The 14,527-nt window shown below is 59.3% G+C and carries 7 protein-coding genes; 5 read left to right on the forward strand and 2 right to left on the reverse strand.

Annotated elements, in window-relative coordinates; all coding sequences use genetic code 11:
- Positions 1-40 precede the first annotated feature (40 nt).
- Positions 41-5,989 (reverse strand): peroxidase family protein, encoded by a 5,949-nt coding sequence (locus OC71_RS00710; protein WP_041062764.1) that lies wholly within the window; start codon positions 5,987-5,989, stop codon positions 41-43.
- Positions 5,990-6,062: 73 nt separating this feature from the next.
- Between OC71_RS00710 and OC71_RS00715 the strand changes: the two genes are divergently transcribed.
- Positions 6,063-7,541: a sensor histidine kinase gene (locus OC71_RS00715; protein WP_041063040.1), complete on the forward strand. Its 1,479-nt coding sequence runs from the start codon at positions 6,063-6,065 to the stop codon at positions 7,539-7,541.
- Here OC71_RS00715 and OC71_RS00720 read toward each other — a convergent pair whose 3' ends face one another.
- A complete protein-coding gene (locus OC71_RS00720; RefSeq protein WP_041062767.1) occupies positions 7,542-8,240 on the reverse strand; it encodes a response regulator transcription factor in 699 nt (232 codons plus the stop codon). It abuts the gene before it with no gap.
- A 306-nt stretch (positions 8,241-8,546) separates the two neighbouring features.
- Here OC71_RS00720 and OC71_RS00725 point away from each other — a divergent pair, with 306 nt between their 5' ends.
- From OC71_RS00725 to OC71_RS00740, 4 genes are all read left to right on the forward strand, one after another.
- On the forward strand, positions 8,547-10,283 hold the full coding sequence (locus tag OC71_RS00725; RefSeq protein WP_041062770.1) for a type I secretion system permease/ATPase: 1,737 nt from the start codon (positions 8,547-8,549) through the stop codon (positions 10,281-10,283).
- Positions 10,284-11,630, forward strand: a complete 1,347-nt coding sequence (locus OC71_RS00730) for an HlyD family type I secretion periplasmic adaptor subunit (protein ID WP_052510567.1) — start codon at positions 10,284-10,286, stop codon at positions 11,628-11,630.
- 1 nt (position 11,631) lies between these two features.
- Positions 11,632-12,966 carry a TolC family outer membrane protein gene (locus OC71_RS00735; RefSeq protein ID WP_371260323.1) on the forward strand — a complete coding sequence of 445 codons (1,335 nt, stop codon included), beginning with the start codon at positions 11,632-11,634 and terminating at the stop codon, positions 12,964-12,966.
- Positions 12,967-13,151: 185 nt separating this feature from the next.
- Positions 13,152-14,471, forward strand: coding sequence for an NAD(P)/FAD-dependent oxidoreductase (locus OC71_RS00740; protein ID WP_041062773.1), 1,320 nt, complete (start codon positions 13,152-13,154; stop codon positions 14,469-14,471).
- The last annotated feature ends 56 nt before the right edge of the window (positions 14,472-14,527 follow it).

Genomic DNA, 14,527 nt, shown 5'->3' on the forward strand with positions numbered 1-14,527 from the left:
CCATATCCTGAAATGAGCGCCTTTTTCTCTGATTGCCGAATCAAACCACGCCGACAAAGTCACTGGCTGTCAACGCGATATGCCCCACCAGATCGATCTGAATATCTGCACCCGATCCTGAATTGACATTGCCCTCCACGTAAGTGTGATCCACGCCGCCAACGTTCACGAAGTGATACTTGAGCTGCGCTTGATTGTTGAACTCGGTACCCACGCCATTCCACTCGCCGAGGAACGTAAAGTCCTGATTGCCGGCAGAACCCGCTCCGGAAGTTCGCGCATCGATCAACGATAGATCGATGTGATCCTGGCCTTGGGTGAAGTCATTGATGACGTCCCGCGTCAACGTTGACGTGCCCGAGTCGCCCGTGGCGGAAAAAACGAACAGATCATTGCCCGCGCCGCCGGACAAGATGTCGCGATTGCCGCCTCCTTCGAGGGTGTCGTTGCCGCTGCCACCACCGAGTGTGTCCGTGCCGCCCTGCCCGGTCAGCACGTTGTCGCCACCATCGCCGGTCAAGGTGTTGGCACCGCTACCACCGATCACGTTTTCAACATTGATCAACGTATCACTACCGGTCTGCGAACTGCTCGCCAGACCTGTCGCCAGGTTAACCGTGGCGCTGGCGGAGGTTGCTGACAGGTCATAGGTGTCGACATCGCCGCCGCCATCGTAGCTGTCGTTACCGTCGTTGACCGACGCCCGCAAGGTGTCATTGCCCAGTCCGCCGAACACGCTGTCCAGTCCTTGGCCACCCACCAGGGTGTCGCCACCGCTGCCGCCATCCAGCCAGTCGTTGCCACCCTGGCCTTGCATCAGGTTGCTGGCACCATCGCCCTGAATGTGATCGTTGCCGGAACTGCCGTTGACATTTTCGATGCTGGTCAAGGTGTCGCTACCAGTCTGGGTGCTGGTGGAGGTGCCTGCCTGCAAATCCACCGTGGCCGCCGCCGACGTGGCAGACAGATCATAAGCGTCGGTGCCGGTTCCGCCGTCGTAGTGGTCGTTGCCATCGTTGAGCGACGCCAGCATCGTGTCGTTGCCACCGCCACCGAACAACGTGTCGTTGCCGGCCAGGCCGGTGAGCTGGTTGTTGCCACTGTTGCCGGTGATGATGTTGTCCAGACTGTTGCCGGTGCCATTGATGTTGTTGGAGCCGAGCAAGGTCAGGTTCTCGACGTTGGCGCCCAGCGTATAGCTGATTGACGACGTCACCGTGTCGGTGCCCTCGTTGAGGCTTTCCTGCACCACATCGCCATTGGCGTCGACCACGTAGATGTCGTTGCCGGCATTGCCCCGCATTGTGTCGTTGCCACTGCCGCCATCCAGCAGGTCCGAGCCGAGACCGCCATTGAGTACGTCGTTGCCCGAGTAGCCCATCAGGATGTCCTGATAGTTGGTGCCGTTCAGCGTATTGCTGAAGAAGTTGGTGCCTTCGATGAAACGCCCGACGGCTTCAGTAGGATCCGACGTCAGTTGCTCCACCGTGCCACTGTTGTCGGTGTAGGTGGTCAGCACTCGCACCTGCTGTCCGAACTGTGCCGAAGTCGGAGCAAATGTCGAAGCATTGGCGCCGGAGATGTTCAGCCACGTGGCGCCCACCAGTGCCTGCCATTGATAGGAGAAACCGCTGGGGCCGGGCAAACCATCGGCATCCTGAATGGCCGAGGTGTTGGCAGTCAGCCGGTACTGCGCCGGCACTGGCCGGCTCGGTGTGGTCGGCGCCGTGGCAAATCCCGACACGGCGACATTGCCGGTCGGCAGGTGGTTGTTGATGCTCAGGTTGACCGTGCGATCGGCGAAGCGCAGCTTTTCGACACCGATAACGATGTCGGTGCCGTCGACATTCGCGGCTCCCGCGCGCAGATCCACAACCTTGAACGCAGTGATCAACTCACCACCCGGCCGGGTGTCGGTGAACTTGGTGATGCTGTAGTCGGCGAAGTTGCCACTGAGGATCGCAGTATCGGCTGCACCATCAGCCGTGCCGGGTGCGGCATGGTTGTCACCCAGAATGAAATCCGGGCGACTGGCCTGCAGGCCGGTAAAGTGCTGGGCGTAGCCTTGGCCGGCGAGCAGGTGATTGAGGTCGGCGAGTTTGATCGAATCGCCGACGATCACATCATTGCCGCCGTTGCCTTGGGCGACATCGTCACCACTGCCGCCAATCAGCCAGTTCTCAGTCGCATTGCCAATCAGGCCGGCCGTCGGATTGGCCGGCGCGGCGGTGTTGGGCCGACTGTCACTGAAGCGCGAACCGATCAACCCTTCAATGTCGGTCAGCAAGGCGTTGAACGGCTGGAACAGCACGCCAGTACCCGGTGCGGCGACGATGTTCTGATTATTCAGATCCGCCGCCGCATCCAGCGCGATGTTCACATCGCTGAACGCGGCAATGTCGAAGCCGACATCCCCAATGGCCTCGTCGCCATCGCCCTGGCCTGGAGCACCACCGAGGCCCGGCAGAAGAATATCGTCGCCGGTACCGCCGAACTCCTGGTCACCGGTCGAGCCGCCGGAAATGATGTCGTCGCCGTCCTCACCGAACAGAATGTCCGGGCCGTCGCCGCCATAAATTTCATCATTGCCGTCGCCGCCATGCACCAGGTCAGTATCGCCACCGGCATCGATGTAATCATTACCGGCACCACCGTACAGCTCATCGATACCGGCTTCGCCGTAGAGGTGATCATTGCCATTACCGCCGATCACCACGTCGAGGGCACCGGCACTGGTGCCGGCGTAAATGGTGTCGTCGCCTTCCCCGCCATCGAGGAAGTCTTCGATATCTCCGCCGTAGATCACATCGTTACCGTCGCCACCGTAGATATGGTCGGCGCCGGCCTTGCCATCGAGAATGTCATCGCCACCCTCGCCGTAGATCGTATCGTCACCGTCGCCGGCATCCAGCCAGTCGTTGTAGTCGGTGCCGACCAGCACTTCGTGAGAGTTGTACCCCACAGCCGCCGTGCCATCGGGATTCTGGCCCTGATCCGGACGATAGTCGCGGATGTAGGTCTGCGAGGTATGCGTTTCCGGATTGCTCAAGCTCACCAGCAAGCCGTTGCCACCAATCCCGCCGACGCCACCGGTGGAATAGACGCCCATGTGGTTGGCTTCGATCAGCGTGCCGTATTTGTGTTCGCTCTTGTACGCGGTGGCACTGGCACCGGAGTCGGTGTAGCTCAATTCGACGTAGCTGTCGGCGTAGCCAAACACATCACCCGCCAAGTGCCGTGCGTCGGTGGTGCGCTCGATGATGTCCTTGAACTGCTCGGTGACCACCTGCTCGTTGAGGTTGGTCATCGCCGGCAAGCCGAGGTCGAGGCGGAACAGGTAGTAGAAACGGTCACCGTCCATCAACCGCTCCATCTGATCCTCGAAGATCGCATTGAAGGTCGTGCCCAGTTGTCCGGTGTAGACGTGTTTTTCCGCCAGACCGCCGATCCACAGATCGATGGCGTTGTAGCCGTCATAACCGGCGACATGGTTACCGTTCGGATCTGCCGCGCCGGAAAGGAAATAGGCCGCTTGCTCTGCCGTCACGCTGCCACCGGCGTAGTTAGTGGTCAGGCCGGTGGCGTCGGCATCGATGATTGCCTGCGCGTGGGCGACATCGCCGTCAAACGAATAGGCGGCAATGAAGTTCACCAGTGACTCGGGGTGAATCATGTTGTTGGCGAAGTCACTCCAACTGGTATAGGGCGTCAGCCCATCGACGATCAGATTCGTATGGTGTTGCGCGCCGGCCGGTGAAGCCCGTTCGGCAACCAGTGCATCGTGGATCTGCTGTCGCGCCTGATTCAGGGTTGGCAAGCCCAAATCACGACCGCGTGCAAGGTTGATGGTCGCCAGATCCAGCGGCTGACCAAGTAAACCCTGCTGCAATGCCGGAGTGACGAACTCGTCGATTTCGTTGCTGATCTGCCGGGTCATGCCCAGCGCGATGGCGGTTGGGCCCACTTCGGCAAAACCACCCGGATTGAGGAAAGCCTGCTCCAGTGCGTAGTGGGTGATCGCACCGGTCAGGTCGTAGCTGCCACTGGCATTTTTTTCCAGAGCATCAATGGTTTCACGCAGTTGCGAATGCCCGAAGCGGAACGCTGCCTGCCCATACTCCAGCGAAATATTGGTGTTGATGCCCGAGTCGTAGGTGACGAACTCAGGCAGGTCCGGGGTGATCAACCGGGCGTATTGGTCGATCGCCACATGCTGGTATTCCATCTCCACGGTCAGCTTGGCGGCGTAGAAGAGTTTGTCCTGATCCCAGGACACCGTGACGCCGTCAGCCAAGGTGAAGTTGCCATTGGCGTCGGTGTAAAAACCGCCATTGCCATTGCTGATCTGCACCTGCCAGTTGTGCCGTACATTGACGTCAGTCTGGCTCAGCACTTCGTTCTGCAGATTGATCAGCTGCACGTTATGGTCTTCGTGGAATACGTGATGAATCGCGGTGAGGCCGAAGTTTTCGTTCACCCGTCCGTCGCCGGCAATGTAGTGATCGCCCACCGATTGCAGCAACAGTTCGTTGGCCACTGCGTAATCGGCACTGCCCGGCGCTGCACTGATGGTGAAATCAGCGAAGTTGACGAAGCTGAACAGATTCTTCGGCCCGGCATTATCGTAATTGACGACCATGCCGTAAGGGTTGTTGCCATCGAAGGTGATGCTGGTGATGTGCGAATCCAGCGACATCAGGCGAGCCTGGTCGATATGCGCATCATCGAAGTGCGGATTCATGTCCAGCAGCAGCGCTTCACGGGTGTAAACCGCCTGCACGCCTGCTGTGTTGGGGTCGGCATCAAGCACATGGCCTTGGGCGTCGCGCACACGAAAGTTGGCGATATCGTCCCAGGTCAGGTCGTCACGACCGGTGGCCAGCACATGCGCGCGTAACTCGCTCAAGGTGGGCAGGGTCTGGTGAGTCAGTACGCCGTTAAGCGTCCAGGCCGCCTCATCACTCAAGGTCGTACCATCGAACAGGGCCGCTCCGGGGATGAATTGCCCGGGATGATTAGGGTCAGCCACCCACTGGCGCAGCAACTGCGTGACTGCGTCATTGGAGCCGTAAGTCTGATTCTGATCGATGTAGGGCGAGTCGAGGTTGACGTACTGCGCCTGCCCCTGCCCGTCCACTTCAGCCACGGAGGCGCGGTGGACTTTGATCGAGTACACCGGTTGCCCATCCGGGCCGATCGTGCCGTAGAGCGGATCGTCCGGCGCCAGCGGAATCGTGATGGTCGCGTTCTGGTTGGGTTTGTTGATGAAGTCCAGACCATGGTCGAAGAACTGCCCGAACAGGGTGAACCAGCCAGTGGTCGAGGGGTCACCCGACACGGTGTTCTGGTTACGGATGTAGTACTGGCCGGAATCCGGGGCACTGGTGTCGATTTCACCCAGGGTGCCGAGAATGCCCGGGTCAGTGACGATCGCCACGCCGGTGGCAGTGTGCTGAATATGACCATTGGCGTCGGTTGCGAAAGTGACGCCACCGCTGACGATGGTCTGGCTGATCATCCGGGGGGTGTAGTCCACCAGCGACGCTGTCGGATCGCTGTACAGTGAACTACTGTCAGACATGGGCGTGATGCCTGCAGGCACACCGGCGCCGAGGGTCAACGCAGCATTGCTCAGGTTTTGCTGGACGTAGTGACTGTAGTCCGAATGCGTCAGACGAATGAAATTCTGCCCGAAGCTGCCCCAGCTCTGGCCGTCCTGGGTCAGGTTATTGAAATGGCCGGAGACGTTGCGCAGCCCGATCGGATCGCGGGCGCCGTTGTACCAGACAGCTTCACCGGGCGGTGTATCGAGCGGATTGAAGCTGCCAAGCAAACCCAGCACATGGACGTTGCCGTCCGAGCCATCGTAGCCATACAACGGTTGGCCAGCGCTGTCGTAGCCAACGATATGGATAGTCGGAAAGGATACCTGCTGTTCAAGGAACGAAATATCGTTGGCATTGAGGGTAAAGCGCTTTAGCTGGTACATGGCAAACTCCGGATATCCGTTGGCTCGCAAGGTTTTTCAACCGACTTACCACGATCATCAGGAAATCGACGCGATGGCAAAAGATGCAAAAGTCGAATCAAAACACGAGACTTTTGTCGCCGACGAGACTGAGACTTTGGTCGAGTCAAGGTCCGTCTCCAGAGGCGCCTGGCGCTCGCGCTTCAAACTGCGCACACGTCATTTGAGCCGCTCCACCCAGTTTGTAATGGCCGCTGCGCTGATCCTCGGGCTGACCATGTTGTTCGTCGGCAAACTGGTGAGTGCGCGCATAGAACGGGCGGCCGTGCAAAGTGCCGCCGAGGCTGGCGCGCATTACATGGAAGCGTTTCTGGAGCCTTACGTGCAGGAGATGAGTCGCGATAACGGCCTGTCACCCGCCAGCATCAAGGCGCTGGATCGACTGATGGAAAGCCGTTCACTGAAGCGCCACATTGTCTCGATAAAGATCTGGCGCGCCGATGGCACCGTGGTTTACAGCACGGACAAGTCCATCACCAACCGGCAGTTCCCGATGGATGAAATCGCCGATGCGCTCAAAGGCGAAGTGGTCACCGACCTCGAAGATCTGGATCAGGAAGAAAACGAATTCGAGCGCAAACTCAACGTTCCGCTCTACGAAATTTATGCACCATTGCGCGAGTTCACTACCCGAAAAGTGATTGCCGTGGGTGAGTTCTATGAAAAGGCTGAAAGCCTGGAGCAGGAAATCAGCCGCGTGCGCCAGCAGGTCTGGCTGGTGGTCGGTACCGCCACCCTGGCGATGCTGACGCTGCTGTTTTTCCTCGTGCGACGCGGCGACCAGATCATCCAGCGCCAACAAGTGTCACTGCAATTACGTTTGCTGGAACAAACCCGACTGCGCGTCAGCAATGCGGCACTGCATCGCAAGATCAACACCGCGACCCAAGAATTCTCTCGCATCAACGAATTGACCCTGCGTCGCATCGGCGCCGACCTTCACGATGGTCCAGCGCAATTGTTGACCCTGATTCTGATCCGCCTGGACGATCTCGCCGAGCACTGCGACACGCTCGATCAGGAATCGCTGGAAACCATCCGCGGCGCCGCTACTGATGCGCTGCGCGAAGTGCGCGATCTTTCGCGAGGTCTGGCCCTTCCGGAAATCAACGACCTGACGTTGACGCAAGAACTGCATCTGGTGGCGCAGCGGCATGAGCAGCGCACCGGCAGCAAGGTGCAGCTGAACGTCTCGCCGCTGCCCGACTCCGCACCGCTACCGGTCAAGCTGTGCCTCTACCGGTTTGTTCAGGAAACCCTCAACAATGCCTATCGCCATGCGCAAGGCAAAGACCAGGCGATCATCGCTCATCATATCGACGGAGCGTTGCTGGTTACCGTCAAGGATGGCGGGCCCGGAATGGCCGCGGATGCATTGCTGGTCGATGACCACGGTAGAAACCGGCTGGGTCTGGCCGGTCTGCGTTATCGCGTAGAGTCGCTGGGCGGCGTGTTCAGGATCCAGTCGTCACCAGACACCGGCACCGCGGTCAGTGCACAACTCAAATACTGATCAGGAACCCCCGTGGGCATCCAGCTGTGACGGTACCGAACCGATATGCAAACGACCGACAGCCTCACGCTCCCAATGGCGCCTGAGCGCCGTGACCGCTTCAACACGGTTGCGCGCATGCAACTTCTGCATGACACAGGTCATGTAGTACTTGACGGTTTTTTCGCTGATGAAGAGCTTCGATGCCACTTCCTTATTGGTCAGGCCTTTTGAAACCTCGCGGATGATCTGCTCCTCCCTGTGCGTGAGGTCGATCTTGCGCACCTCAGCTTCATGCCGCTTGAAATTGCTCAGCAGTTTGTTGGCAAATTCTGGGGTGATAAACGTTTCGCCTCTGGCAATCGAACGGATGGCCTGCACCAGATCCGGTCCGCTGACGCCCTTCAACACATACCCACGCGCGCCGGCCTCCAGTGCCGAATAGGCGTCATCCTCAGATTCGGAGACGGTCAGCATCAGCACCTTTACCTCCGGCAGTTGCGTGGCGATGTATTTGACTGCGGCAAATACATCGCCCGGCATATTAACGTCCATCAACATCACGTCCGGCCTCATCCGTTGTGCGATATCACGAGCGTCATCAGCACTGCCACCCTGCTCCACAACCTGCAGGTCGGTCCTTTTTCGCAGGGTATTGGCGACACCTTCACGCAGCAGAGGATGATCATCGGCAATGCCGATGCGGATGAAAGGATTCATGACGCACTCCTGAAATGGCTGAGCATTCAGACACCCAGTGATTAATAGCAGGAAACCTGCAGCGATGCCGGGTACCGGCGGCGTCCGTGGCGGGGAAATTAGACTTAAGTCGGGCGATTTTTAACCGTCAATAAGCTTTCTTCGTAACAAGAAACTCAAAAGATCCACAACAACCTGTTGTTTTGCAAAGCGCTACTGACAGTCAAAAATATGCCGCTCGCTAAAAAGCCGGATCGCACCTTTATCCGACCAACAGTCACTCTCCTACGCTGAGCTACATGACGCTACGGCATTGGAACCTTCCCGATGAACAAGAAAAATCACTCGCGATCCGAGTTGGCCGACGTGTTTTTTCGGTTGCGCCGCACGTTTTATTCGCTGGCCGGATTCAGTGGTGTGATCAACGTGCTGATGCTCTCTCCCGCCATTTACATGCTGCAGGTCTATGACCGGGCGCTGGTCAGCAGCAACCTGACCACACTACTGATGCTGACGATTCTGATGATCGGCCTGTACACCTTGCTGGCCATGCTGGAAGTCGTGCGTACCCGGGTGATGATCCGCGTTGGCAACCGTCTCGACATGGCCCTCAACCGCCGTGTGTTTACCGCTGCTTTCGAGCGTAACTTGCAGCGCGCCGGCGGCAATCCTGCCCAGGCACTGCAGGACCTCGCACAGGTACGTCAGTTTCTGACCGGCAATGGCTTGTTCGCGTTTTTCGATGCGCCCTGGACGCCGATTTACCTGTTTGTCGCCTATCTGATTCATCCCTTGCTGGGCATCGTCACCCTCTGTGGCTCGCTGGTATTGGTGGCGCTGACATGGCTCACCGAGATAGCCACGAAAAAGCCGTTGGGCGAAGCCAATATCGCTGCACAGATCTCGGGAACTTTCGCCAATAACAATCTGCGCAACGCTGAAGTCATTGAAGCGATGGGCATGTTGCCGGCGATCACCGGTCGCTGGTTCGGCAACCATCTGCAGATTCTGCAAATGCAGACCCTGGCCTCGGATCGAGCCGCCTATATCAGTGGTCTTGGGCGGTTCGTGCGGATTACCCTGCAATCACTGATCCTCGGCACCGGCGCCTTGCTGGCGATCGAAGGCTCGATCACGCCGGGCATGATGATCGCCTGTTCGATCCTCAGCGGCCGTGCACTGGCGCCGGTGGAGCAACTGATTGGCGCCTGGAAACAATTGCTGACCAGTCGTCGTGCGTGGGGACGGCTAAAGAACCTGCTGAAGGATTTTCCACAGCGCGCCGATGCGATGAAGCTGCAAAGACCGCTGGGCATGATCTCGGTCGAGCATTTGCATGCCGGGGCTCCAGGAATGACCCAGGCGATCATTCACGGGCCCAACTTCAATCTTTCACCCGGTGAATCACTGGGCGTCATCGGCCCCTCCGCCTCGGGCAAATCAACACTGGCGCGTTTGCTGGTCGGCATCTGGCCGGCGCTCAGCGGCAAGGTGCGTCTGGACGGCGCCGACGTCTACCTGTGGAACAAGCAGGAACTCGGCCCATGGATCGGCTATCTGCCCCAGGATGTGGAACTGTTCGAAGGCAGCATCGCCGACAACATCGCGCGTTTTGGTGACATCGACAGTGATGCGGTCATCATCGCTGCCAAGCGAGCAGGCGTCCACGACATGATCCTGCGCTTTGCTCACGGTTATGACACGACGCTGGATGTCGACGGCAATCCGTTGTCCGGCGGCCAGCGCCAGCGCATTGGCCTGGCCCGCGCGCTGTATGGCGAGCCCTCGGTGATCGTGCTTGACGAACCCAACGCCAACCTTGACGACGCCGGGGAAAAGGCCCTGATCGAAGTACTTGAGGATCTCAAACAACGGCGCTGCACCACTGTGCTGATCAGCCACCGACCAAGCATTCTCGGTACCGTCGATAAAGTTCTGATGTTGCGTGAAGGCAGCACTCAATTGTTCGGCCCTCGTGAAGAAGTGTTCGCCGCGCTGCGCCAGACCAGCGTGCTGCCAACCGTGGGTTCGCCAACCCTGTCTGCCGTGCGCGGGAGAGAATAAATGGGCACGTTGAGTGTGGATGCGCATGGCCGGGAGCTGATGCGCGCCATGGCCGACATCGATGTCGATGATCGGCGCCCGGCGCGCTGGGGTGTACTGCTGGTGATCGTCGGTTTTGGCAGTTTCCTGCTCTGGTCGTGGCTGGCGCCGCTGGACGCCGGGATCGTTGCCAGCGCAACGGTCAAGGTCACCAGTAACCGCAAGGCCATTCAGCACCAGACTGGCGGCACCATTGAAGCCATTCTGGTGCGCGAAGGCGATAACGTCAGCAAGGATCAGGAACTGGTACGGCTGGACGCCACTCAGGCGCTCTCGGAACAAGGCGTGGTGAATGCCCAGTTCATCGCTACCAAAACCATGGAGAACCGTCTGCAAGCTGAACGCGACGGTTTGCCGGACGTCGTATTCGATCCGCTCATGCTCAAGCGCTACGCCGCCAACGAACACCTGGCGGAGGCCATCCGCTTGCAGCGTCATCTGTTCGAAACGCGGCGCGCCAGTCTGGCCGGCGAACTCGACATCCTGCGTGAATCGCTTAACTCCGCCGATGCGCAGATCAAGGGACTGCAACGCGTCTACAACGCACGCGCCTCACAGATCGGTTTTCTCAATCAGGAACTGGTTGGGGTGCGCCAACTCGCCGCCGAAGGCTACGTGCCGCGCAATCGGATGCTGGAGCTGGAGCGTAGCGGGTCCGATCTGAACGCGTCCCAGGCCGACAATCTGAACAACATCGCCCGCGCCCGGGGCCAGGCCGCCGACATCAAGTTACGGATCATTCAGCGCGAGTACGACTACCGCAAGGAAGTGCAGTCGCTGTTGGCTGATGTGCAGAAAGAAAACAGTACCCTCACCGATCGCTTGCAAGCCTTGGACTATCAGGTTCGACACACCGTAATCCGTTCGCCCATCGACGGCATGGTGCAAGGGCTGGGTGTGTCGACTGTCGGCGGCGTGATTGCACCCGGTTTCAAAATCATGGAAATCGTCCCCGCCCATGAGCCGCTGCAAATCGACGCAATGATTCCGGTGCAAGCGATCGACCGCATGAACCCGGGGCTGCCGGTGACCATTTCATTTCCCGCATTCAACCATGTGCAAACGCCGAACATCCCGGGGAAGGTGCTGACCATCTCGGCTGACCGGCTGATGAGTGAGGACAACAAACAACCCTATTACCTGGCGCAGATTGAAGTTACCCAGGACGGGATGACGATGCTTGGCAGCAATCACATACGCGCGGGCATGCCTGCCTCAGTGACGATCAAGACCGGTGAGCGCAACATGCTGAGCTATCTGTTGAAACCATTGCTCGACCGCGTCAACAGCGCGTTCAAGGAGCAATGAGGTGCACCGGATCATCGGCATGACAGTGCTGTTGGTCCTGGCGCAGCCAGTGCCGGCACTGGATCTTCGCGAGTCCTGGAATCTGATGCAGTTTCAGGGCCCGACCTTCCTTTCCGCCGGTCACGAAAGAGAGGCAGCCCTGGAAAACCGCGCGATCGGCAAGGCGGGACTACTGCCGAAAATCGGTATCACCGCGTTCGACAATCACATCAATGGCACGCAGAAGCAGCCTGATTTCTACGGCAACAACCACACCAACGATCTGAACTACGCCTCTCGCGGTGCCACGCTGCAACTGCGCCAGCCATTATTCAACAAACAGAAAATGGCCGAGTACCGCCAGGGCCAGTACCAGGCCGAATACGGTAACGCAGTGTTCGATGGCAAGGCTCAGGACTCGGCAGTGCGCCTGGCCGGGCGCTACTTCGACGTGCTGCTGGCTCATGAAACCGCCAAGCTGGCGGCGGCCAAGCTCAACGCGCTGAATGAGCAGGTGGCGTCCACTCAACGCCGCCGCGAGCTGGGTGACGGTACCGTGACCGATGTCGATGAGGCCGTGGCCAGGCGCGACCTGGCTCAGGCTGAGCTGATCGAAGCTCAGGACAGCCTCGTCGTCGCCAGACGTCAACTGCAGGAATACATTGGCGAAGCACCCGAGCAGGTCGCCACACTGCAGGAAACCTTTCCCACCCCACCCCTGCAGCCCAACACTCTGCAGGAGTGGATCATCCGCGCGGGAACGGACAACCCTTCGATCCGTGCCCGACGCTTGAACGTTAATACTGCTGATGAAGAAGTCGCCAAGGCCAAGGCCGGTCACTGGCCGACCCTCGATCTGGTACTGGGTTACACCGCCGCCGACAGTGAAACCCTGTCCACCCAGAATCAACGCAACCGCTACACCTCGGCTGGAGTGGAATTGAACATTCCGTTGTACAGCGGCGGTTATGTCAGCGCCCGGGCCCGGCAGAGCGTCGCCACACGGGATCAGGCAGAAGAGGATCTGAATGCAACCCGCGAGGAAATCATCTCCGGCACCACCCGGGAATTTCGCAGTGTGCAAAGTGGAGAAGCGCGAATCCACGCGCTGGAAAAAGCCGTCATGTCCAGCGAACGCTCGCTGATGTCGTCGAAGAAAGGCTTTCTCGCCGGCAGTAGCACCAACATCGATATCCTCAATGCTCAGGAGCAGATCTTCACTGCTCGCCGAGACCTGTTTGAAGCCAAGCTGCGCTACTTGCTGGCCAGGCTGCGACTCGCTGCCGACGTTGGCGCACTGGGCGACGATGATATCGAAAACGCCAACGCCTACCTGGGCCCAAGACTGACCTTCTGAATACCTCAGATGATCCGAAGCCCTTTAACCACGGGGCTCTCAGAGCGTTGCATCAGAATTTTATCTTCACATCCCAGCTTAATAATATTTTACCGATACCCCCCTCCTGCCTAGTCTGACCGCAAGCAAAACGGACAAGCCTGAAGCGATCCGAATCCACTTGCCTTGCCAGGAAGGATGTACAAATGAGCACTGAAACAATAAAAACAGACACGCTTGTCGTGGGCGCCGGACAGGCGGGGGTGGCGATGAGCGAGCACCTGAGCAAACTCGGTGTACCGCACCTGGTGCTGGAGCGCAGCCGCATTGCCGAACGCTGGCGCAGCGGGCGCTGGGACTCGTTGGTGGCCAACGGTCCGGCGTGGCACGACCGCTTTCCGGGGCTGGAATTTGATGATGTCGACCCCGATGGTTTCGCCCCCAAGGAGCGTGTGGCGGACTACTTCGAAGCCTACGCGAAGAAATTCAACGCGCCGATCCGCACCGGCGTCGAGGTCAAAAGCGTGGTGCGCAATGTCGGGCGTCCGGGCTTCACCGTCGAGACCTCCGAGGGCGTGATCGAGGCCAGCCGGGTGGTCGCGGCGACCGGTCCTTTCCAGCGCCCGGTGATCCCGCCGATTGCACCGCACGACCCACGTCTGTTGCAGATCCACTCCGCCGACTATCGCAATCCGCAGCAACTGCCCGACGGCGCGGTGCTGGTGGTCGGTGCCGGTTCGTCCGGCGTACAGATCGCTGATGAGCTGCAGCGTTCCGGCAAACAGGTTTACCTTTCGGTCGGCGCTCACGACCGTCCGCCGCGTGCCTATCGCAACCGTGATTTCTGCTGGTGGCTGGGGGTACTCGGCGAGTGGGATCAGGCGGCGATGAAACCCGGCCGTGAGCACGTGACCATTGCGGTCAGCGGCGCGCATGGCGGACGCACCATCGACTTCCGGGGTCTGGCCCATCGCGGCATGACCCTGGTCGGCGTGACCGAGTCGTTCAATAACGGCGTGGTGACCTTCAAGCAGGACCTGGTCGACAACCTCAAACGTGGCGATGACAACTACCTCGCCTTGCTGGATGCCGCCGATGCCTACATCGAGCGCAACGGCCTCGACCTGCCGCAAGAACCTGAAGCGCGAGAGACCTATCCAGATCCGGAGTGCGTGAAAAATCCGCTGCTCGATCTGAATCTGGCCGAAGCCGGGATCACCTCGATCATCTGGGCCACCGGCTTCGCCGTGGATTATTCCTGGCTGCAAGTCGCGGCATTTGATGACAAGGGCAAACCGCAGCACCAGCGCGGCGTGTCCAGCGAGCCGGGGGTGTATTTCCTCGGCTTGCCATGGCAGTCGCGACGCGGTTCGTCGTTTATCTGGGGCGTCTGGCATGACGCCAAACACGTGGCCGACCACATCGCCACCCAGCGCAAATACCTTGATTACAAAGATGCCGAGCAGCGTGAAGCCGCCCTGCATTCGACCGCCAACACGAAAGCCGCCGACACCGTCGACGCTTGATTGCCTACTTTCGCGGCGGTGCGTCTGCGCCGCTGAATACCTAGTCTGGAGCTGTA

Origin of the sequence: Pseudomonas sp. W15Feb9B (assembly GCF_000828175.1) — a bacterium.
GTDB classification, from domain to species: domain Bacteria; phylum Pseudomonadota; class Gammaproteobacteria; order Pseudomonadales; family Pseudomonadaceae; genus Aquipseudomonas; species Aquipseudomonas parakoreensis.

Bases quoted from the DNA above. Each gene is read 5' to 3' on its own strand.
- OC71_RS00710 (WP_041062764.1), bottom strand. From the start codon at position 5,989: ATGTACCAGCTAAAGCGCTTTACCCTCAATGCCAACGATATTTCGTTC.
- OC71_RS00715 (WP_041063040.1), top strand. From the start codon at position 6,063: ATGGCAAAAGATGCAAAAGTCGAATCAAAACACGAGACTTTTGTCGCC.
- OC71_RS00720 (WP_041062767.1), bottom strand. From the start codon at position 8,240: ATGAATCCTTTCATCCGCATCGGCATTGCCGATGATCATCCTCTGCTG.
- OC71_RS00725 (WP_041062770.1), top strand. From the start codon at position 8,547: ATGAACAAGAAAAATCACTCGCGATCCGAGTTGGCCGACGTGTTTTTT.
- OC71_RS00730 (WP_052510567.1), top strand. From the start codon at position 10,284: ATGGGCACGTTGAGTGTGGATGCGCATGGCCGGGAGCTGATGCGCGCC.
- OC71_RS00740 (WP_041062773.1), top strand. From the start codon at position 13,152: ATGAGCACTGAAACAATAAAAACAGACACGCTTGTCGTGGGCGCCGGA.